We start from the raw sequence: 22033 nt of genomic DNA, 5'->3' as shown, positions 1-22033 counted from the left end.
TAATCTGCTTTGGCGAAGTTTAGGAACCGCCGACGCGAGACCCGCCCCATCTGCTTTCACGCTGAATGTCTGAGCAAATATAGAGCGAAAGTCGTGCCAGTCAGTTCGATTTTATAAAAAATCGTTATGAATCAATGCTTTGTTAGGAGACGAAAAGCAGAGGGGGGATTTTGTGGCATTTGTTTGACTGAAAACGAGGGGATACCTGAGTGCCGCGACGGGAAGTCGACGCGGCACAAAAGCGACGCACGGTATTACTGGGCGTTGAATGCCTGGCCATTAATGCCCGTGCTGTCCGGGCCCATCAGGTAAAGGTAGACCGGCATGATCTCCTCGGGCGTCGGGTTGTTCAACGGGTTTTCCCCTGGATAGGCCTGTGCACGCATGCTGGTGCGAGTGGCACCCGGGTTGATGCTGTTGGAGCGCACGGGGGCGACGGTTTCGACTTCGTCGGCGAGGGTTTGCATCAAGCCTTCGGTGGCAAATTTCGAAACGCCGTATGCACCCCAGTAAGCACGCCCCTTGCGGCCGACGCTGCTGGAGGTGAACACCACCGAAGCATCCTGAGACAGCTTGAGCAGTGGCAGCAGAGTGCTGGTGAGCATGAACATGGCGTTGACGTTGACGTGCATGACCCGCATGAAGTTCTCGCCGGAGAGCTGTTCGATCGGCGTACGCGGACCAATGATCGAGGCGTTGTGCAGCAAGCCGTCGAGGTGGCCGAATTCGGTTTCGATCATCGCGGCCAGCTCATCGTATTGATGGGGCAGGGCGGTTTCCAGGTTGAACGGGATGACGGCGGGTTGCGGATGACCGGCAGCTTCGATTTCGTCGTAGACCTGCGTCAGATTGGCCTCGGTCTTGCCCAGCAACAGTACGGTCGCGCCGTGAGCGGCGTAGGTTTTCGCGGCGGCAGCGCCAATGCCACGGCCAGCGCCGGTGACCAGAATGACCCGGTCCTTGAGCAATTCAGGGCGTGCGGAATAATCAAACATAAAAACCTCAATCCATTAACAAGCTTTAAAAGATCGCAGCCTTCGGCAGCTCCTACATTGATCGCATTTCCCTGTAGGAGCTGCCGCAGGCTGCGATCTTTTGACGTCTATCAGCAGCTGCACAGGGCGCTATCTAAGACCTTGCGCAACTCCAGCGGATGATCAACTACCACGTCCGCACCCCAATGCCGTGGGTTGTCGTCGGGATGGATATAGCCGAAGGTCACCGCCGCCGTCTTGGTGCCGGCATCTCGACCCGATTCGATATCGCGCAAGTCATCACCGACAAACAATACGCTGGCCGGGTCGAGGTCGAGCATCTTGCACGCCAGGATCAACGGCTCCGGGTCCGGCTTGCTGTTCTTCACGTGGTCCGGGCAGATCAGCAAGGCCGAACGCTCGGCCAGTCCGAGTTGCTGCATGATCGGTTCGGCGAAACGCAGCGGCTTGTTGGTCACGACACCCCAGATCAGGTTGGCTTTCTCGATGTCTTCGAGCAGTTCACCCATGCCGTCGAACAGCTTGCTGTGAACGGCACAGCCGACGAGGTAGCGCTCGAGAAACTCCAGGCGCAGCTCTTCAAAACCCGGCGATTCCGGGTCCATGGAGAAGGTCACGGCAACCATCGCCTTGGCACCACCGGAGATTTCATCGCGAATGTGTTTGTCGTTCATCGGCGGCAAGCCGCGATCGGCCCGCATCGCCTGACAGATCGCGATGAAGTCCGGCGCGGTGTCGAGCAGGGTGCCGTCCATGTCGAAAAGAACTGCTCTGATACGCATCGGCTTACTCCTCGCGCAGGGTCTGGATCATGTAGTTGACGTCCACGTCGGCCGCCAGTTTGTAGTGCTTGGTCAGCGGGTTGTACGTCAGGCCGATGATGTCCTTGACGGTCAAGCCGGCCATGCGGCTCCAGGCGCCGAGCTCGGAAGGGCGGATGAATTTCTTGAAGTCGTGGGTGCCGCGCGGCAACAGCTTCATGATGTATTCGGCGCCGACGATGGCGAACAGATACGCCTTCGGATTGCGGTTGATGGTGGAGAAAAACACCTGACCGCCCGGCTTGACCATGCGGAAGCAGGCGCGGATCACCGACGACGGGTCTGGCACGTGTTCAAGCATTTCCAGGCAGGTGACTACGTCGAACTGTTCTGGCATTTCTTCGGCCAGGGCTTCGGCGGTGATCTGCCGGTATTCGACGCTTACGCCGGACTCCAGCTGATGCAGTTGCGCGACCGCCAGGGGTGCTTCGCCCATGTCGATGCCGGTTACGGTAGCGCCGCGTTGGGCCATGGCTTCGCTGAGGATGCCGCCGCCGCAACCGACGTCGAGGACTTTTTTGCCGGCCAGATTAACGCGTTCGTCAATCCAGTTGACCCGCAACGGGTTGATATCGTGCAGCGGCTTGAATTCGCTTTCGCGGTCCCACCAACGATGCGCCAGGGCTTCGAATTTGGCGATTTCGGCGTAGTCGACGTTGCTCATGTTTAGGTCCTCTGAAACTTGAAAAATCCTGATGCCCCGGCGTTGAGTCCGGGGTGCTTACTATTCGGTGCGGCCGCTGATGCGTTGGCCCCAGGTTTTGGCTGTGGTGACCAGTTGCTCTTCATCCAGGCGAGTCAGGCGACGGTCGTCGAGCAGTTGTTTGCCGGCGACCCAAAGGTGTTTCACGCAGTCCCGGCCGGTGGCATATATAAGCTGCGAAACCGGGTCGTAGACTGGCTGTTGTGCCAGGCCTGAAAGGTCGAACGCCACAATGTCGGCGGCTTTGCCGACTTCCAGCGAGCCGACTTCGGCCTCAATGCCCAGCGCCCGGGCGCCGTTGAGGGTGGCCATGCGCAGGGCACGATGGGCGTCCAACGCTGTGGCCGAACCAGCGACGGCTTTGGCCAGCAAGGCGGCGGTGCGGGTTTCGCCGAGCAGATCCAGGTCGTTGTTGCTGGCGGCGCCATCGGTCCCCACCGCGACATTCACCCCGGCCTGCCACAAGCGTTCGACCGGGCAGAATCCGCTCGCCAGCTTCAGGTTGGACTCAGGGCAATGAATCACGTTGGTATTGCTTTCTACCAGCAGTGCCAGGTCTTCTTCGCTGATCTGGGTCATGTGGACCGCCTGGAAGCGCGGCCCCAGAAGACCCAGGCGAGCAAGTCGGGCCAACGGGCGTTCACCGCGTTGCTCGACCGATTGCTGCACTTCAAAAGCGGTTTCGTGCACGTGCATGTGGATCGACGCATCGAGCTCTTCCGCGATCACCCGGATTTTTTCCAGGTTTTCGTCGCCCACGGTGTAGGGTGCGTGGGGGCCGAAGGTGATTTTGATGCGTTCATGGTGCTTGAGATCGCCAAACAATTCGACGCCCTGACGAATGGCTTCGTCTGCAGTGCTGGCACCGGGGATGGGGAAATCGAGGATCGGAATCGCGATCTGAGCGCGAATGCCGCTGTTGTGCACGCGCTCGCTGGCAACCTTCGGGAAGAAATACATGTCAGAGAAGCAGGTGATGCCACCTTTGAGCTGCTCGGCAATGGCCAGGTCGGTGCCGTCACGCACAAACGCTTCGTCGACCCATTTGGCTTCGGCTGGCCAGATGTGGTTTTCCAGCCAGGTCATCAGGGGCAGATCGTCGGCCAGGCCGCGGAACAAGGTCATTGCTGCGTGACCGTGGGCATTGATCAGGCCGGGACTCAGCAGGATGTCCGGCAGTTCGCGCACTTCGTTTGCGTTAAGCTTCAGGGCGGCGGAACGAGGGCCGATGAAGACGATGCGCCCATCGCGGATGCCCAGGCCATGTTCTTTGAGGACAACACCAGCGGGTTCGACGGGTACCAGCCAGGTCGGCAGCAATAACAGGTCGAGCGCAGCGGCAGTGTTCGGCATCGAGGGTGGGTTCCAGTGCTTTTGTAAAGGATGGCGAAGTATACCCGAGCGTCTTCGCGGGGGGATCGCTATAATCGGCGGCTTTGTTCATGAGTGCGGGGTGTGGGATGCGCGATCGACTGTTGGCTGCGGAGAAGGTGAAGGCCATCGATTGGCGTGATGGCGCCCTGTATCTGCTGGATCAGCGTATTTTGCCTTTCGAGGAAACCTGGATCGCCTACACCAGCGCTGCTGGCGTGGCCGAGGCCATTCGTTCGATGGTCGTGCGCGGCGCACCGGCAATCGGTATCAGTGCCGCCTATGGCATCGTATTGGCGGCCCGCGCCCGGATTGCCGAGGGGGGCGACTGGTATGCGGCGCTGGAAGAAGATTTCGCGCTACTGGCCGATTCTCGTCCTACTGCGGTCAATCTGTTCTGGGCGCTGGGCCGTATGCACGATCGGCTTGATCGCTTGAAAGAGAACGTCGACCCCTTGGTGGCGCTGGAGGCTGAGGCAATTGCCATTCACGAAAGTGATCGCGAAGCCAATCTGACCATGGCGCAATTAGGTGTCGACCTGATCCGCAAACATCAGGGCAACGCCCAGACGATCCTCACTCATTGCAACACCGGCGCGTTGGCCACGGGCGGCTTCGGCACCGCACTGGGGGTGATTCGCGGGGCCTTTATTGAAGGTATGGTCGAGCGCGTCTACGCCGACGAAACACGTCCATGGTTGCAAGGTTCGCGGTTGACCGCCTGGGAGCTGGCCAACGAAGGCATCCCGGTGACGCTCAATGCCGACTCTGCCGCGGCGCACATCATGAAAACCAAAGGTATTACCTGGGTGATCGTCGGTGCGGACCGGATCACTGCCAATGGCGATGTGGCCAACAAGATCGGCACCTATCAACTGGCGGTCAATGCCATGCACCATGGCGTGCGCTTCATGGTGGTGGCGCCGAGTTCAACCATCGACATGCACCTGGCCAGCGGTGACGACATTCCGATCGAAGAGCGTGATGGTCGCGAGTTGCTGGAAGTCGGCGGCAAGCGGGTCGGGGCGGATGTCGACGCGTTCAACCCGGTGTTCGATGTCACGCCGGCCGACCTGATCGATGCGATCGTCACCGAAAAAGGCATCGTTGAGCGTCCGGACACCGCAAAAATGGCGCAGTTGATGTGCCGCAAGCGTCTTCACTGAGCCTGCACGACCAAAGTAGGCGCTGCCGAAGGCTGCGACCTTTTGATCTTGATCTGCAGCAATCTCGCAGGCACTCAAGAGTCAAATCAAAAGATCGCAGCCTGCGGCAGCTCATACATTCGGTGTTCACAAGCGAGAGTCGGTGTTGAATACTCAATAAAACGCAAGTCATTGCCAGTTGATCCAGGCTCTAAGCCTCTCTCGTCCCCCTCAAGCCTGTCACCGGTCAACTAACTATGCTCCATGCGCATCTGGGGGATAGGTGCGTGGCGGCTCTTGTGATAACATCCGGCGGTTTCCAAGGTTGCCCGATGGGGCTACCTTTACTGCGCAGATCCATGGCATAACTCGTTGATTTGTCGTAAGTCGGTGCATGGCAATCAGCCTGCAGCGGCGAGCTTCGTTCGTCCCATATGGATGTGACGAGGTTTCACCAGAAAAAGGAATCAGGCTTCTCATGGGCGAACTGGCCAAAGAAATCCTCCCGGTCAATATCGAAGACGAGCTGAAGCAGTCCTACCTCGACTACGCGATGAGCGTAATTGTCGGGCGGGCACTGCCGGATGCGCGCGATGGCTTGAAGCCCGTGCACCGGCGTGTGCTGTTCGCGATGAGCGAGCTGGGCAACGACTTCAACAAGCCGTACAAGAAATCTGCCCGTGTTGTCGGTGACGTGATCGGTAAGTATCACCCGCACGGTGATACCGCGGTGTACGACACCATCGTTCGGATGGCGCAGCCGTTCTCGCTGCGCTACCTGCTGGTAGACGGTCAGGGCAACTTCGGTTCGGTGGACGGCGACAACGCCGCTGCCATGCGATACACCGAAGTGCGCATGACCAAGCTGGCGCACGAGCTGCTGGCCGACCTGCATAAAGAAACCGTGGACTGGGTGCCGAACTACGACGGCACTGAAATGATCCCGGCGGTCATGCCGACCCGTATTCCCAATCTGTTGGTCAACGGCTCTAGCGGCATCGCCGTGGGCATGGCGACCAACATTCCGCCGCACAACCTCGGTGAAGTCATCGACGGTTGCCTGGCGCTTATCGACAATCCCGAGCTGACTGTCGACGAGCTGATGCAATACATTCCTGGTCCGGACTTCCCGACCGCCGCGATCATCAACGGTCGCGCGGGCATCATCGAAGCCTATCGCACCGGTCGCGGCCGCATTTACATGCGCGCCCGCTCGATGATCGAAGACATCGACAAGGTCGGTGGTCGCCAGCAGATCGTCATCACCGAACTCCCTTACCAGCTGAACAAAGCCCGTCTGATCGAGAAGATCGCTGAGCTGGTAAAAGAGAAGAAACTCGAAGGTATCACCGAGCTGCGTGACGAGTCCGACAAGGACGGTATGCGCGTTGTGATCGAGTTGCGTCGCGGCGAAGTGCCTGAGGTCATTCTCAACAACCTCTACGCCCAGACCCAGCTGCAGGCAGTGTTCGGTATCAACATCGTCGCGCTGATCGACGGCCGTCCGCGGATTCTGAACCTCAAGGATCTGCTGGAAGCCTTCGTTCGTCACCGTCGCGAAGTCGTTACCCGCCGTACCGTGTTCGAGCTGCGCAAGGCGCGCGAACGTGGTCACATCCTTGAAGGTCAAGCGGTTGCCCTGTCGAACATCGACCCGGTCATCGCCCTGATCAAGGCCTCGCCAACGCCGTCGGAAGCCAAGGAAGCGCTGATCAAGACGGCGTGGGAATCCAGCGCTGTAGTGGCGATGGTTGAACGTGCCGGTGCCGACTCATGCCGTCCAGAAACCCTGGACCCGCAATACGGTCTGCGCGAAGGCAAGTACTTCCTGTCGCCAGAACAGGCGCAAGCCATTCTGGAACTGCGCCTGCACCGTCTGACTGGTCTGGAGCACGAGAAGCTGCTGGCCGAGTACCAAGAGATCCTCAACCAGATCGGCGAGCTGATCCGCATCCTCAGCAGCGCCACGCGCCTGATGGAAGTGATCCGCGAAGAGCTGGAAGTTATCCGTGCCGAATACGGCGATGTGCGTCGCACCGAAATCCTCGATGCCCGTCTCGATCTGACCCTGGGTGACATGATCCCGGAAGAGGAGCGCGTCGTGACCATTTCCCATGGCGGCTATGCCAAGACCCAGCCATTGGCTGCGTACCAGGCCCAGCGTCGTGGCGGTAAAGGCAAATCGGCGACCGGCGTCAAGGATGAGGACTACATCGCTCACCTGCTGGTTGCCAACAGTCACACCACGCTGCTGCTGTTCTCCAGCAAGGGCAAAGTGTACTGGCTGAAAACCTACGAAATCCCGGAAGCATCCCGCGCAGCCCGTGGTCGTCCACTGGTCAACCTGTTGCCGCTGGACAGTGATGAATACATCACCACCATGCTGCCGGTCGAAGAGTACACCGAAGGTCACTTCATCTTCATGGCCACCGCCAAAGGCACCGTGAAGAAAACCCCGCTGGAATCCTTCAGCCGTCAACGCAGCGTCGGCCTGATTGCGCTGGAGTTGGATGAAGGTGACGTACTGATCTCCGCCGCCATTACCGACGGCGAGCGCGAAGTCATGCTGTTCTCCGACGGCGGCAAAGTAACCCGCTTCAAGGAGACCGACGTTCGCGCCATGGGCCGTACCGCTCGTGGTGTACGCGGCATGCGTCTGCCGGAAGGCCAGAAGCTGATTTCCATGCTGATCCCGGAAGAAGGCAGCGAGATCCTTACCGCTTCGGCGCGTGGTTTCGGCAAGCGTACGGCGATCACCGAGTTTCCTGAGTACAAACGTGGTGGTCAGGGCGTTATCGCCATGGTCAGCAACGAGCGTAACGGCCGTCTGGTCGGCGCAGTCCAGGTGCTCGACGGTGAGGAAATCATGCTGATTTCCGACCAGGGCACCTTGGTGCGTACTCGTGTCGACGAAGTCTCCAGCCTGGGTCGTAACACTCAGGGCGTGACCCTGATCAAACTGGCCAATGATGAAACGCTGGTCGGTCTGGAGCGGGTTCAGGAGCCGTCGGAAGTCGAGGGTGAAGAGCTGGAAGGTGAAGAGGCTGAAGGATTTGTTGGTGACGTCGTGATCGACGACGCTGCCGAAGACCAGCAACTCGACGCTGCCGCTGACGAAGAACCACAGGAATAAGCGGGTAAACAGGGGGCGGATGAAAATTCGCCCCTTCTTGTTTCCCCCGTTTGAATAAGGAATGTAGGACCGTAGGAGCTGTCGAGTGAAACGAGGCTGCGATCTTTTGATCTTGCTTTGAAAAATCAAAATCAAAAGATCGCAGCCTCGTTTCACTCGACAGCTCCTACAGGGTTTCAGATTTTCAAAGTTTCAGATTTATTGCGTGATACCACCAGATCAGAGCGAGATTGGATGTGAGCAAGAGAGCCTATAACTTCTGTGCCGGTCCTGCGGCGCTTCCCGAAGCTGTCCTGAAGCGCGCCCAGGGTGAACTCCTCGATTGGCACGGCAAGGGCCTGTCGGTCATGGAAATGAGCCATCGCAGTGATGAGTTCGTGTCCATTGCCACCAAGGCCGAGCAGGATCTGCGTGATCTGCTGAATATCCCGTCGAACTATAAAGTGCTGTTCCTGCAAGGTGGAGCCAGCCAGCAATTTGCTCAGATTCCTCTGAACCTGTTGCCGGAAAATGGCACTGCCGACTATATCGACACCGGTATCTGGTCGCAGAAAGCCATTGAAGAAGCTTCGCGCTACGGCCACGTCAACGTTGCCGCGTCCGCCAAGCCTTATGACTATTTTGCTATTCCCGGCCAGAACGAGTGGAAGCTATCCAAAGACGCGGCCTACGTTCACTACGCGCCGAACGAAACTATTGGCGGTCTGGAATTCCAATGGGTTCCGGAAACCGGTGACGTTCCGCTGGTCGCCGACATGTCTTCGGACATCCTCTCGCGTCCAATCGATGTTTCGCGTTTCGGCATGATCTACGCTGGCGCCCAGAAAAACATCGGCCCGAGCGGCGTCGTGGTGAACATCGTTCGCGAAGACCTGCTGGGGCACGCCCGCTCCCTGTGCCCGACCATGCTCAACTACAAGGTCGCGGCCGATAACGGCTCGATGTACAACACGCCGCCAACCCTGGCCTGGTATCTGTCTGGCCTGGTGTTCGAGTGGCTGAAAGAGCAGGGTGGTGTCGAAGCCATCGGCAAGCTCAATGAAGTGAAGCAGCGCACGCTGTACGATTTCATCGACGCCAGCGGTCTCTACAGCAACCCGATCAACAAGCCGGACCGCTCGTGGATGAACGTGCCGTTCCGCCTCGCGGACGACCGTCTCGACAAGCCATTCCTGGCCGGCGCCGACGAACGTGGCCTGTTGAACCTCAAGGGCCACCGTTCCGTGGGTGGCATGCGCGCCTCCATCTATAACGCCGTCGACATCGTTGCGGTCAACGCACTGGTTTCGTACATGGCAGAGTTCGAGAAGGAACACGGCTAATGTCTGAGCAAGAACTCAAGGCACTGCGCGTTCGTATTGATGCTCTGGACACCAAGGTCCTGGAGCTGATCAGCGAGCGTGCGCGCTGCGCCCAGGAAGTTGCGCGAGTAAAGATGGCCTCGCTGGCCGAAGGCGAAGTGCCGGTGTTCTATCGTCCTGAGCGTGAAGCTCAGGTGCTCAAGCGTGTGATGGAACGTAACCAGGGGCCGCTGGGCAACGAAGAGATGGCGCGTCTGTTCCGCGAAATCATGTCTTCGTGCCTGGCGCTTGAGCAGCCGTTGAAAGTGGCTTACCTCGGCCCGGAAGGCACCTTCACTCAAGCCGCTGCAATGAAGCACTTCGGCCACGCCGTGATCAGCAAGCCGATGGCGGCGATCGACGAAGTGTTCCGCGAAGTGGCGGCTGGCGCGGTGAACTTTGGCGTGGTTCCGGTGGAAAACTCCACCGAAGGTGCGGTCAACCACACCCTCGACAGCTTCCTCGAACACGACATGGTGATCTGCGGCGAAGTCGAGCTGCGCATCCACCATCACCTGTTGGTCGGTGAAAACACCAAGACCGACAGCATCAGCCGCATCTATTCCCACGCCCAGTCGCTGGCCCAGTGCCGCAAATGGCTGGACGCCCATTACCCGAATGTCGAGCGCGTGGCGGTGTCCAGCAACGCCGAAGCGGCCAAGCGGGTCAAGGGTGAGTGGAACTCGGCGGCGATTGCCGGCGACATGGCTGCGGGTCTGTATGGGCTGACCCGACTGGCCGAGAAAATCGAGGACCGTCCGGACAACTCCACGCGCTTCCTCATGATCGGTAACCAGGAAGTGCCGCCGACCGGCGACGACAAGACGTCGATCATCGTCTCCATGAGCAACAAACCGGGCGCGCTTCATGAATTGCTGGTGCCGTTCCACGACAATGGCATCGACCTGACGCGCATCGAGACTCGTCCGTCGCGCAGTGGTAAATGGACCTACGTGTTCTTTATCGACTTCGTTGGCCACCACCGCGATCCGCTGATCAAAGGTGTGCTGGAAAAGATCAGCCAGGAAGCAGTAGCACTCAAAGTGCTGGGTTCCTACCCGAAAGCCGTACTGTAAGGGGTAGCAAATGAGTGGCAATTTCCTCGCTCTGGCGCAGCCGGGCGTGCAACAACTTTCGCCTTATGTTCCAGGCAAGCCCGTGGACGAACTGGCTCGCGAGCTGAATCTCGATCCGGCCAGCATCGTCAAACTGGCGAGCAATGAAAACCCGCTGGGTGCCAGTCCCAAGGTGCTGGCAGCGATCCGCGAAGCGCTGGCCGAGCTGACCCGCTATCCGGACGGCAACGGCTTCGCACTCAAGAGCCTGCTGGCTGAACAGTGCCGCGTCGAGCTGAATCAAGTGACGTTGGGTAACGGTTCCAACGATATTCTGGAGCTGGTCGCGCGTGCTTACCTGGCGCCAGGCCTCAATGCGGTATTCAGCGAACATGCATTTGCTGTCTATCCGATCGCTACGCAGGCTGTTGGTGCTCAGGCCAAAGTGATTCCCGCCAAGGATTGGGGGCATGACCTGCCGGCCATGCTGGCCGCGATCGATGCTAATACTCGGGTGGTGTTCATCGCCAATCCGAACAATCCGACCGGAACCTGGTTCGATACCGAGGCACTGGACGAATTCCTGCAAGACGTTCCGGAACACGTTTTGGTGGTGCTGGACGAGGCCTACATCGAGTACGCCGAAGGCAGCGATCTGCCGGATGGTCTGGACTTCCTCGCGGCTTATCCGAACCTGCTGGTTTCGCGCACGTTCTCCAAGGCTTACGGCCTGGCAGCGCTGCGAGTTGGTTACGGCTTGTCCACGCCAGTGGTTGCTGATGTGTTGAACCGCGTGCGTCAACCATTCAACGTCAACAGCCTGGCCCTGGCTGCTGCATGCGCGGCGCTGAAGGATGGCGAGTACCTGGCCGAAAGCCGCCGTCTGAACGAGTCCGGCATGCAGCAACTGGAAGCGGGTTTCCGCGAACTGGGGCTGAGCTGGATCCCGTCCAAAGGCAACTTTATCTGTGTTGATCTGGGGCGCGAAGCGGCTCCGGTCTTCCAGGGCTTGCTGCGCGAAGGTGTGATTGTGCGTCCGGTGGCCAACTACGGCATGCCGAACCACTTGCGCATCACCATCGGCCTGCCAGCCGAAAACAGCCGTTTCCTTGAGGCGCTGACCAAGGTTCTGGCTCGTGGTTGATGTCACTGCTCTGCAATCTGCTGAACCTGTGATCGGGCGCCTGGTGGTGGTCGGTCTGGGGTTGATCGGCGGTTCGTTTGCCAAGGGTTTGCGTGAAAGTGGCCTGTGTGGCGAAGTGGTTGGGGTCGATCTCGACCCGCAGTCACGTAAGCTGGCGGTCGAGTTGGGTGTGGTGGATCGCTGCGAAGAAGACCTGACCATTGCGTGTCAGGGGGCTGATGTTATCCAGCTCGCCGTACCGATCCTCGCCATGGAAAAAGTGTTGGGCCGATTGGCTGGTATGGACTTGGGCGAGGCCATTCTGACCGACGTCGGCAGTGCCAAAGGCAATGTCGTGCGTGCCGCCACTGAAGCGTTTGGCAGTATTCCGCCGCGCTTCGTGCCGGGCCATCCGATTGCCGGCTCGGAGCAGAGCGGGGTGGAAGCCTCTAACGCCGAGCTGTTCCGCCGCCATAAAGTGATTTTGACGCCGCTGGATCAGACCGACCCAGCGGCCTTGGCAGTGGTCGACCGTTTGTGGCGCGAATTGGGCGCCGATGTCGAGCACATGCAGGTCGAGCGCCATGACGAAGTCTTGGCTGCAACCAGTCACCTGCCGCATTTGCTGGCGTTCGGTTTGGTCGACTCGCTGGCCAAGCGCAATGAAAATCTTGAGATCTTCCGTTACGCTGCGGGCGGTTTCCGCGATTTCACAAGAATCGCCGGGAGCGACCCGGTCATGTGGCACGACATCTTCCTCGCTAACCGCGAAGCTGTCCTGCGCACACTCGATACATTTCGCAGCGACCTCGACGCTTTGCGCGACGCGGTCGATGCAGGGGACGGGCACCAATTGTTGGGCGTTTTCACTCGCGCCCGGGTTGCCCGCGAGCATTTCAGTAAAATCCTTGCCCGTCGGGCCTATGTGGACGCTATGAATTCCAACGACCTGATTTTCCTGGCACAACCTGGTGGCCGCCTGTCTGGGCGGATTCGTGTACCGGGCGACAAATCGATTTCCCACCGTTCGATCATGCTTGGCTCCCTGGCCGAAGGCGTCACTGAAGTCGAAGGCTTCCTTGAAGGCGAAGACGCCTTGGCGACCTTGCAGGCATTCCGTGACATGGGCGTGGTCATTGAAGGCCCGCACCACGGTCGCGTGACCATTCACGGCGTCGGTCTGCATGGCCTGAAGCCTGCGCCGGGTCCCATCTATCTGGGCAACTCCGGTACTTCGATGCGTCTGCTGTCCGGCCTGCTGGCTGCGCAGAATTTCGACAGCACCCTGACCGGCGATGCTTCGCTGTCCAAGCGCCCGATGAATCGCGTGGCCAACCCGCTGCGTGAAATGGGGGCAGTGATCGAGACCGCCGCTGAAGGTCGTCCGCCGATGACCATTCGTGGTGGCCACAAGCTCAAAGGCCTGACTTACACCATGCCGATGGCCAGTGCCCAGGTTAAGTCCTGCCTGCTGCTGGCGGGTCTGTACGCCGAAGGCAAGACCACCGTCACCGAACCTGCGCCAACTCGCGACCATACCGAGCGCATGCTGCGCGGCTTCGGGTACCCGGTTACCGTCAATGGTGCAACTGCATCGGTCGAATCCGGCAACAAGCTGACGGCGACGCACATTGAAGTACCGGGCGATATCTCGTCGTCGGCGTTCTTCCTGGTAGCGGCGTCGATCGCCGAAGGCTCCGAGTTGGTGCTTGAACACGTCGGCATCAATCCGACCCGTACCGGTGTGATCGACATCCTGCGTCTGATGGGTGCCGACATCACCCTGGAAAACCAGCGTGAAGTGGGTGGCGAACCAGTAGCGGATCTGCGCGTACGTGCAGCTAAACTCAAGGGTATCGAGATTCCTGAAGAGTTGGTTCCGTTGGCTATCGACGAATTCCCGGTGCTGTTCGTGGCCGCAGCCTGTGCCGAAGGGCGCACTGTGCTGCGTGGTGCTGAAGAGCTGCGGGTCAAGGAGTCGGACCGTATCCAGGTCATGGCTGATGGCCTGCTGGCGCTGGGGGTCAAATGCGAACCGACCCCGGACGGCATTATTATTGACGGCGGCCAGATCGGCGGCGGCGAAGTGCATGGTCACGGCGACCACCGAATTGCCATGGCCTTCAGTGTTGCATCGTTGCGCGCCACTGCGCCGATTCGTATCCATGATTGCGCCAACGTCGCGACGTCGTTCCCTAACTTCCTCGCGCTGTGCGCGCAGGTCGGTATCCGCGTTGCCCAAGAGGCTCAGTCGTGAACAGCATTGCACCGGTCATCACCATTGATGGGCCAAGTGGCTCCGGCAAAGGCACCGTAGCCGGGATTCTGGCCAAGCGCCTGGGCTGGAATCTGCTGGATTCCGGTGCGCTGTACCGTCTGCTGGCATTCGCCGCGCATAACCACGGCGTCGACCTGACCAATGAAGAGTTGCTGAAAAAACTTGCCGCTCATCTGGATGTGCAGTTCATTGCAGCGACCGATGGTCAGCTGCAGCGCATCATTCTTGAGGGTGACGAAGTCAGCGATGTGATCCGTACGGAAAGTGTCGGCTCCGGCGCCTCCCAAGTGGCTGCATTGCCCGCGGTACGCGAGGCACTGCTGCAACGACAGCGTGCTTTTCAAGAAGCGCCGGGTCTGGTGGCTGATGGTCGCGACATGGGTACGGTGGTTTTTCCTGACGCGCCGTTGAAGATTTTCCTCACTGCCAGTGCCGAGGAGCGTGCGCGCCGTCGATACTTGCAGTTGAAGGGCAAAGTCGATGGTGTTAGTCTGTCGAGTCTGCTAGATGAGATACGTGCACGCGATGAGCGTGACACCCAGCGAGCGGTAGCCCCGCTCAAACCGGCGGCTGACGCCATACAGCTGGATTCCACGGAATTGTCCATCGATCAGGTGCTGGAACGCATCATGAGCGAGATCGCCATTCGCGATATCGCCGGGTGACGAAGAAGGCCGCGGGGGACCAGTCATAGTCCCGCAGCGCTTCTTTTAAATGAAACTAACCCACACCGTCTGGGGTGTGGAGATGGGCGTATTCTTCGCCCTCATCAACAGGAATTAAAATGAGCGAAAGCTTTGCGGAACTCTTTGAAGAAAGCCTAAAAACCCTGAACCTTCAGGCAGGCTCCATCATCACCGGTGTTATCGTTGATATCGATTACCAAGCTCGCTGGGTAACCGTTCACGCTGGCCTGAAGTCTGAAGCACTCATCCCGCTTGAGCAGTTCTACAACGACGCTGGCGATCTGACTATCAATGTCGGTGACGAAGTTCACGTTGCGCTGGACTCGGTTGAAGACGGCTTTGGTGAAACCAAGCTGTCCCGTGAAAAAGCCAAGCGCGCTGAATGCTGGATTGTTCTGGAAGCAGCCTTCGCAGCCGAAGAAGTGGTCAAGGGCGTTATCAACGGTAAGGTTAAAGGCGGCTTCACTGTCGACGTTAACGGCATCCGTGCGTTCCTGCCAGGTTCTCTGGTTGACGTCCGTCCAGTGCGCGACACCACGCACCTGGAAGGCAAAGAGCTGGAATTCAAGGTCATCAAACTCGACCAGAAACGCAACAACGTTGTCGTTTCCCGTCGCAGCGTCCTCGAAGCCGAGAACTCCGCCGAGCGTGAAGCTCTGCTGGAATCCCTGCAGGAAGGCCAACAAGTCAAAGGTATCGTCAAGAACCTCACCGATTACGGCGCATTCGTCGATCTGGGTGGCGTCGATGGCCTGCTGCACATTACCGACATGGCTTGGAAACGTATCAAGCATCCTTCCGAAATCGTCAACGTTGGCGATGAGATCGATGTCAAGGTTCTGAAGTACGATCGCGAGCGCAATCGTGTTTCCCTGGGCCTCAAGCAACTGGGCGAAGATCCATGGGTTGCTATCAAAGCCCGTTACCCAGAAAGCACTCGCGTTACCGCTCGTGTAACCAACCTGACCGACTACGGCTGCTTCGCTGAGCTGGAAGAAGGCGTTGAAGGTCTGGTACACGTTTCCGAAATGGACTGGACCAACAAGAACATCCACCCTTCGAAAGTCGTACAAGTCGGCGACGAAGTGGAAGTTATGGTTCTGGACATCGACGAAGAGCGTCGTCGTATCTCCCTCGGCATCAAACAGTGCAAATCTAACCCATGGGAAGATTTCTCTGGCCAGTTCAACAAGGGCGATAAAATCTCCGGCACCATCAAGTCGATCACCGATTTCGGTATCTTCATTGGTCTGGACGGCGGCATCGACGGTCTGGTTCACCTGTCCGACATCTCCTGGAACGAAGTGGGCGAAGAAGCCGTACGCCGTTTCAAGAAGGGCGACGAGCTGGACACCGTTATCCTGTCGGTTGACCCAGAGCGCGAGCGCATCTCCCTGGGTATCAAGCAGCTGGAAAGCGATCCGTTCTCCGAGTACGTTCAAGAGAACGACAAAGGCGCAATCGTTAAGGGCATCGTGAAAGAAGTTGACGCTAAAGGCGCCATCATCACTCTGGCCGACGATATCGAAGCGACTTTGAAAGCCTCCGAAATCAGCCGTGATCGCGTTGAAGACGCACGTAACGTTCTGAAAGAAGGCGAAGAAGTCGAAGCCAAGATCATCAGCGTTGATCGCAAGAGCCGCGTAATCCAGCTCTCGATCAAGTCGAAAGACGTTGAAGACGAGAAAGAAGCTATCCAGAGCCTGCGCGACAAGCCAGTAGCTACGGATGCTCCAGTAGCCACCACTCTGGGTGACCTGCTGCGTGCTGCACAAGCGGAAAAACAGAACTAAGTTCTGACTTTCTGTAAAAAAAGGGCGACTTCGGTCGCCCTTTTTTGTGCCAAAAATTTGGCAAACTCCCTGTAGGAGCTGCCGCAGACTGCGATCTTTTCCGGTCGCCTCCAATCTTCAACGAGGTCTATCATTTCCAAGCGATCTTTCTTCAGCAGGATCAATCGTTTATTTGCAGCTAATCTGTAGCCTGAAGCGAACGACGGTCGGGCAGTGCGCCTGACGTAAGGAAGTGAATGAACAAGCTCATTGTCGCAATAGCAATACTGACATTGACGGGTTGTACCACTAATGCCAAGACACACGTGGTACGCGGTGTCAGCGGTATTGAGATTGATTGCTCCGGGTTGGGGTCAGGATGGGAAAAATGCCTGAAGCGAGCCGCCAAAGAGTGTAAGGCTAGTGGCTATAAGGTTTTGGCAAGGTCTGATGATGTCAAAGATGAGGAGGAATACCCTTTTGGGTTCAATCCAGCGGGCTACCTGACACGCACAATGCTGGTGATTTGCAGGTAAGCGCATAACCAGGATTGATCGTGTTTCGATGTTCGAAAAACGGGCTGCGCGTAGCGGGTAAGGTGAGTCAAAAGCCGGACTGTTCAAATTCGTTCGGACGTGCTAAAACCTTTGAAGCGATTTTCCTAGCTGCTTGAAAAAGAAGGGAAAAATATGACGAAGTCGGAGTTGATCGAACGAATTGTCACCCATCAAGGGCTGCTCTCATCAAAAGATGTGGAGCTGGCTATCAAGACCATGCTTGAGCAAATGTCCCAATGTCTGGCCACGGGTGATCGTATCGAGATCCGTGGTTTTGGCAGCTTCTCCCTGCACTATCGTGCACCGCGCGTAGGTCGCAATCCAAAAACCGGTCAGTCCGTCAGCCTCGACGGCAAGTTCGTTCCGCATTTCAAGCCGGGCAAAGAACTGCGAGATCGTGTGAATGAGGACGAGGAGGAAGGCCTTTGACAGTCGCCGCTGATCAAGGAGTCGCTCATGCGTAATCTCAAACGAGTGCTTCTTGCTGCCTTCATTCTTTTATTGGTGCTGGCGATCCTGGCGTTCGTACTCGAAAATCAGCAATCGGTGTCCCTGCTGTTTCTCGGTTGGGCCGGGCCGCAATTACCCGTCTCTCTAGTGATGGTTCTGGCACTGCTGATCGGTATGGTGATTGGGCCGATACTTGGTTGGCTTATCGGGCGTTCGTCCAGAGCTTCACGTAAGCGTCTTGTCTAATCTTGACGGGCGCGAGACAGCTATCGAATTTGCACCACGGCTTGCCTGTACCCATTAGTAAAACGTTCATTAAGCTGTAAAATGCAGCCGTTGTTCGATAGTGACAGTTTCCACATCGATTCGGACTGGCTTTGCCAGCCTTTTGCATTCATGGATTAGACAGCGCCCGAAACGCGGCCCTGTCAGTAACTCAAGGGTATGGCTCGCGTGAAAATTCTAGTAACCGGCGGCGCGGGATTTATCGGTTCGGCAGTCATTCGTCATATCATCACCGGCACTACCGACTCTGTCGTTAACGTCGACAAGCTTACGTACGCCGGCAACCTTGAGTCATTGGCAGAAGTCAGCCATAACTCGCGCTATGCGTTCGAGCGTGTCGATATCTGCGACCGTGAGCAGATCGATCGTATCCTGCGTGAACACCAACCCGATGCGATCATGCATCTGGCCGCAGAGTCCCACGTTGATCGCTCGATTTCGGGGCCGTCCGAGTTCATCCAGACCAACATCATTGGCACCTACACCTTGTTGGAAGCAGCACGCCATTATTGGGCGGCGCTGGATGACGCGCGTAAAGCCAAATTCCGCTTCCACCATATTTCGACTGACGAGGTTTATGGTGACCTCGAAAGCCCGGAAGACCTCTTCACAGAAACCACGCCCTATCAGCCAAGCTCGCCGTACTCGGCCAGCAAGGCCAGCTCCGATCATCTGGTTCGAGCCTGGGCTCGTACCTACGGTCTGCCGACACTCGTTACCAACTGCTCGAACAACTACGGCCCATGCCACTTCCCTGAAAAGTTGATCCCGTTGATCATTCTCAACGCACTGGAAGGCAAGCCGCTGCCGGTGTATGGAAAGGGGAATCAGGTTCGTGACTGGCTCTATGTCGAGGATCACGCCCGCGCTTTGTACCAGGTCGTGACGGAGGGTGTGGTCGGAGAAACGTACAACATCGGTGGCCATAACGAGAAACAAAATATCGAAGTCGTGCATACGCTGTGCGCGTTACTTGATGAACTACGCCCCGACTCTGTTCATCGCCCACATGCCCGTTTGATTGCTTATGTTCAGGATCGGCCGGGCCATGACCAGCGCTATGCTATTGATGCGGGCAAAATCCAGCGCGAGCTGGGCTGGGCGCCGCAAGAAACCTTCGAAACCGGCATCCGCAAGACGGTTGAGTGGTACCTCGATAACACTGAATGGGTTGCCCATGTGAAAAGTGGCAGCTATCAAAAGTGGATTGAGCAGAACTACGCAGATCGCTCGAACAAGGCATGAAAATACTTCTGTTGGGAAAAAACGGCCAGGTCGGCTGGGAGCTGCAGCGCTCTCTTGCACCGCTTGGTGAGTTAATCGCCCTGGACCGTCATGCGGTCGATGGCCTGTGTGGTGATCTGTCCGATCTGGACGTATTACGTACGACAATTCGCCAGGTTCAGCCCGACGTCATCGTTAACGCTGCGGCCTACACGGCTGTCGATAAGGCAGAGTCAGAGACCGATCTGGCCGATCGTGTGAACGCTCAGGCAACTCTGCTCATCGCTGAGGAAGCAGCATCCTCGGGCGCTTGGTTGATTCACTATTCGACCGATTACGTCTTCAGTGGCCAGGGCGCAACGCCCTGGAAAGAGACAGATGCGGTCGCCCCTGTGAACCACTACGGCGCCACTAAGTTGGCCGGTGAGCAGGCGATTATTGCGTCAGGCTGCAAGCATCTGATCTTTCGAACGAGTTGGGTCTATGGTGCTCGCGGCAATAATTTCGCCAAAACCATGCTGAGGCTGGCCAAGGATCGCGAGACACTGAGCGTGATCGCCGATCAGATCGGTGCACCGACTGGTGCTGACCTGATCGCTGACGTGACTGCGTTGGCGATCCAGAAAGCGATGCCGCATCCCGAATTGGCAGGTATTTATCACTTGGCTGCCAGTGGCGAGGTGTCTTGGCATGGCTATGCTCAGTACGTCATTAACTTCGCCCAAAGCCATGGCGAGCTGCTTGCGGTAACGGCGGTTAATCCGATTGAAACAACGGCTTATCCAACACCTGCGCGCCGTCCATTGAACTCGCGTTTGAACACACAGAAGCTCTGTGACAATTTTTCTCTATACTTGCCGGATTGGCAAAGTGGCATAACCCGAATGCTCAGGGAAGTACTGAATAAATGACCACGACAAATCGTAAAGGCATCATCCTCGCCGGCGGTTCTGGTACTCGTCTGCACCCGTTGACCCTTGGCGTGTCCAAGCAGATGCTGCCGATCTACGACAAGCCGATGATCTTTTATCCGCTGTCCGTATTAATGCTGGCGGGCATGCGTGAAATTCTGATCATTTCAACTCCGCAAGATTTGCCGAACTTTCGCAAGCTGCTGGGTGACGGCAGCGTCTATGGCATTAAGCTGACCTACGCAGAGCAACCTAGTCCGGACGGGCTGGCCCAAGCGTTCATCATTGGTGAAGAGTTCATTGGTAATGATCCTTGCTGCCTGATCCTGGGCGACAACATTTTCTACGGCCAGAGTTTTTCCGAAAACCTGCGTTCCGCCAATGATCAAGAGCATGGGGCTACGGTATTCGGCTATCACGTGTCTGATCCGGAGCGTTTTGGTGTGGTGGAGTTCGACGCGGCCGGGCGGGCGCTGAGTATTGAAGAGAAACCGCAGAAACCGAAATCCAACTACGTGGTGACCGGCCTGTATTTTTACGATAATCAAGTCGTGGAGATCGCAAAGAGCATCAAACCGTCAGAGCGCGGGGAACTTGAAATCACCGACGTCAACCGTGTTTATCTTGAACAAAATGCCCTGAACGTAGAAATTCTTGGGCGTGGCTTTGCTTGGCTGGATACCGGTACGCATGACTCGCTCCTTGAAGCGAGCCATTTCGTACACACCATCGAGAAGCGTCAAGGTTTGAAAGTGGCGTGCCTTGAAGAGATTGCTTATAACAGCGGATGGATAACCGCTGCACAACTGTCAGCCCAGGCTGTTCGTCTTGGAAAGACTGGGTATGGAAGTTACCTGCACAAACTTCTGGATTCGCCTCAGAGTTGAAATTTGATAGGCCGCTTCTCAATTGATCTGCGGCTGCGGTCTCTTCAGGGAGATCTCAGCAAAAATCCAGACCAGTAAACTGAAGTCTTTTTGTCATGCTGGAAAAGTGCCTTTGCGGCACGCCAGCACAATACTTTTTGGAACATCACAAAGCATGAGTTACTGGTGGTTTATACCGGTTATCGCCGGCGTTTCTCTATTTTTTACTGCATTGCTTCGTCGCTATGCACTGTCACGCAGCCTGATGGATGTTCCGAATGAGCGGAGCTCACACTCAATTGCCACCCCGCGAGGCGGCGGTGTAGCGATCGTGGTAGCTTTCTTGTTGGCACTTGCAATGCTTTGGTTAGTTGACCGGCTTTCATCAGCACATTTTTTTGGAATCGCGGGTGCGGGGGCGCTGGTTGCTCTTATCGGCTTTATGGATGATCACGGGCATATCGCTGCGCGCTGGCGATTGCTTGGACATTTCTCGGGCGCCGCCTGGGTTTTGTACTGGTTAGGTGGTTTGCCCCCAATTGTTGTGTTCGGCGTCAATCTGGAACTCTCCTGGTTTGGGTATCTGGTCGGCGTTTTCTATTTGGTGTGGCTGCTGAATCTTTACAACTTCATGGACGGAATCGATGGCATTGCCAGCGTAGAAGCGATATGTGCATGCCTGGGTGCCAGCCTGCTTTACTGGTTGGCCGGTTTGGACGGTTTGATTTGGGGGCCATTGTTGCTTGCAGCTTGCGTGGCAGGTTTCCTTTATTGGAATTTCCCACCCGCGAAGATATTCATGGGCGATGCTGGCAGCGGGTTTCTTGGCATCGTATTGGGTGGGCTTTCACTTCAAGCTGCCTGGGCAAGTGCACCGATGCTCTGGGCTTGGCTCATCTTGCTCGGGGTATTCATCGTCGATGCGACCTACACGTTGTTCCGCCGCCTGTTGAGAGGCGACAAAGTCTATGAAGCCCATCGTAGCCATGCCTACCAGTTTGCTTCACGTCGTTTTGGAAAACACTTGCCGATCACGCTCGCGGTCGGTGTGATCAATCTCTTTTGGTTGTTGCCGATAGCCCTTTGCGTGACGCATTTTGGCCTGGATGGTTTGTTGGGCGTCGCTTTGGCTTATGCGCCATTGATCGCATTGGCGATAAAGTTCCGAGCCGGCGATCTGGAAGCGCCTGCAATAGGGGGCTGAGCACTTACTCGACGTGGGGCTAGCTGCTTAAGTTCATCAAGCGGGTGGGACAGGTGATTCTGTTTGACTGGATCCACCCGCAACTCCGCCTTGAGCCCTGATTGTTTCACATCC

The 22033-nt window shown here is 57.3% G+C and carries 19 protein-coding genes; 15 read left to right on the top strand and 4 right to left on the bottom strand.

The genetic code is table 11. From position 1 onward, the window contains the following. Nucleotides 1–254 precede the first annotated feature (254 nt). The 4 genes from KUF73_RS22145 to KUF73_RS22130 form a co-directional block, all read right to left on the bottom strand. Nucleotides 255–995 carry a YciK family oxidoreductase gene (locus KUF73_RS22145; RefSeq protein WP_218440150.1) on the bottom strand — a complete coding sequence of 247 codons (741 nt, stop codon included), beginning with the start codon at nt 993–995 and terminating at the stop codon, nt 255–257. Nucleotides 996–1105: 110 nt separating this feature from the next. Beyond that, nucleotides 1106–1777, bottom strand: coding sequence for an N-acetylmuramic acid 6-phosphate phosphatase MupP (gene mupP / locus KUF73_RS22140; protein WP_218440149.1), 672 nt, complete (start codon nt 1775–1777; stop codon nt 1106–1108). Nucleotides 1778–1781: 4 nt separating this feature from the next. Continuing rightward, nucleotides 1782–2480 carry a bifunctional 2-polyprenyl-6-hydroxyphenol methylase/3-demethylubiquinol 3-O-methyltransferase UbiG gene (ubiG, locus tag KUF73_RS22135; RefSeq protein ID WP_218440148.1) on the bottom strand — a complete coding sequence of 233 codons (699 nt, stop codon included), beginning with the start codon at nt 2478–2480 and terminating at the stop codon, nt 1782–1784. A 60-nt stretch (nt 2481–2540) separates the two neighbouring features. After that, entirely contained in the window at nt 2541–3872 is a 1332-nt protein-coding gene (locus KUF73_RS22130) for a TRZ/ATZ family hydrolase (RefSeq protein WP_218440147.1), read from the bottom strand. A 107-nt stretch (nt 3873–3979) separates the two neighbouring features. Here KUF73_RS22130 and mtnA point away from each other — a divergent pair, with 107 nt between their 5' ends. The 15 genes from mtnA (at nt 3980) to KUF73_RS22055 (ending at nt 21919) form a co-directional block, all read left to right on the top strand. Continuing rightward, nucleotides 3980–5056 carry an S-methyl-5-thioribose-1-phosphate isomerase gene (gene mtnA / locus KUF73_RS22125; protein ID WP_218440146.1) on the top strand — a complete coding sequence of 359 codons (1077 nt, stop codon included), beginning with the start codon at nt 3980–3982 and terminating at the stop codon, nt 5054–5056. A gap of 457 nt (nt 5057–5513) precedes the next feature. Continuing rightward, nucleotides 5514–8168 (top strand): DNA gyrase subunit A, encoded by a 2655-nt coding sequence (gyrA, locus tag KUF73_RS22120; RefSeq protein WP_218440145.1) that lies wholly within the window; start codon nt 5514–5516, stop codon nt 8166–8168. Between the two features lie 236 nt (nt 8169–8404). After that, nucleotides 8405–9490, top strand: coding sequence for a 3-phosphoserine/phosphohydroxythreonine transaminase (gene serC / locus KUF73_RS22115; protein ID WP_218440144.1), 1086 nt, complete (start codon nt 8405–8407; stop codon nt 9488–9490). Continuing rightward, the gene (gene pheA / locus KUF73_RS22110) at nt 9490–10584 is read left to right on the top strand and encodes a prephenate dehydratase (RefSeq protein WP_016770924.1); all 1095 of its coding nucleotides are present in this window, start codon (nt 9490–9492) and stop codon (nt 10582–10584) included. The genes serC and pheA overlap by 1 nt, the downstream gene beginning before the upstream one ends. 10 nt (nt 10585–10594) lie before the next feature. Continuing rightward, nucleotides 10595–11707, top strand: a complete 1113-nt coding sequence (gene hisC / locus KUF73_RS22105) for a histidinol-phosphate transaminase (protein ID WP_218440143.1) — start codon at nt 10595–10597, stop codon at nt 11705–11707. A 28-nt stretch (nt 11708–11735) separates the two neighbouring features. Further along, on the top strand, nt 11736–13943 hold the full coding sequence (locus KUF73_RS22100; RefSeq protein WP_256345671.1) for a bifunctional prephenate dehydrogenase/3-phosphoshikimate 1-carboxyvinyltransferase: 2208 nt from the start codon (nt 11736–11738) through the stop codon (nt 13941–13943). Next, nucleotides 13940–14629: a (d)CMP kinase gene (gene cmk, locus KUF73_RS22095; protein ID WP_218440141.1), complete on the top strand. Its 690-nt coding sequence runs from the start codon at nt 13940–13942 to the stop codon at nt 14627–14629. The genes KUF73_RS22100 and cmk overlap by 4 nt, the downstream gene beginning before the upstream one ends. Before the next feature lie 119 nt (nt 14630–14748). Next, nucleotides 14749–16443: a 30S ribosomal protein S1 gene (rpsA, locus tag KUF73_RS22090; protein ID WP_218440140.1), complete on the top strand. Its 1695-nt coding sequence runs from the start codon at nt 14749–14751 to the stop codon at nt 16441–16443. A 236-nt stretch (nt 16444–16679) separates the two neighbouring features. Further along, nucleotides 16680–16958: a hypothetical protein gene (locus tag KUF73_RS22085; RefSeq protein WP_218440139.1), complete on the top strand. Its 279-nt coding sequence runs from the start codon at nt 16680–16682 to the stop codon at nt 16956–16958. A 153-nt stretch (nt 16959–17111) separates the two neighbouring features. After that, nucleotides 17112–17408: an integration host factor subunit beta gene (ihfB, locus tag KUF73_RS22080; protein ID WP_003369729.1), complete on the top strand. Its 297-nt coding sequence runs from the start codon at nt 17112–17114 to the stop codon at nt 17406–17408. 27 nt (nt 17409–17435) lie between these two features. Next, nucleotides 17436–17675 carry a LapA family protein gene (locus KUF73_RS22075; RefSeq protein ID WP_218440138.1) on the top strand — a complete coding sequence of 80 codons (240 nt, stop codon included), beginning with the start codon at nt 17436–17438 and terminating at the stop codon, nt 17673–17675. A 207-nt stretch (nt 17676–17882) separates the two neighbouring features. Next, a complete protein-coding gene (gene rfbB, locus KUF73_RS22070) occupies nt 17883–18959 on the top strand; it encodes a dTDP-glucose 4,6-dehydratase (protein ID WP_218440215.1) in 1077 nt (358 codons plus the stop codon). After that, nucleotides 18956–19849, top strand: coding sequence for a dTDP-4-dehydrorhamnose reductase (rfbD, locus tag KUF73_RS22065; protein WP_218440137.1), 894 nt, complete (start codon nt 18956–18958; stop codon nt 19847–19849). The genes rfbB and rfbD overlap by 4 nt, the downstream gene beginning before the upstream one ends. Beyond that, nucleotides 19846–20736: a glucose-1-phosphate thymidylyltransferase RfbA gene (rfbA, locus tag KUF73_RS22060; protein ID WP_218440136.1), complete on the top strand. Its 891-nt coding sequence runs from the start codon at nt 19846–19848 to the stop codon at nt 20734–20736. The genes rfbD and rfbA overlap by 4 nt, the downstream gene beginning before the upstream one ends. Nucleotides 20737–20890: 154 nt before the next feature. Next, complete coding sequence (locus KUF73_RS22055) at nt 20891–21919, top strand: glycosyltransferase family 4 protein (protein WP_218440135.1); 1029 nt, start codon at nt 20891–20893, stop codon at nt 21917–21919. Nucleotides 21920–22033 lie beyond the last annotated feature (114 nt).

The sequence above is a fragment of the Pseudomonas sp. PD9R genome (genome assembly GCF_019200975.1).
In the GTDB taxonomy this organism is placed as follows: Bacteria; Pseudomonadota; Gammaproteobacteria; order Pseudomonadales; family Pseudomonadaceae; genus Aquipseudomonas.
The sequence above is the reverse complement of the archived record's forward strand: the minus strand, read 5'-3'. Positions and strand labels throughout refer to the sequence as shown.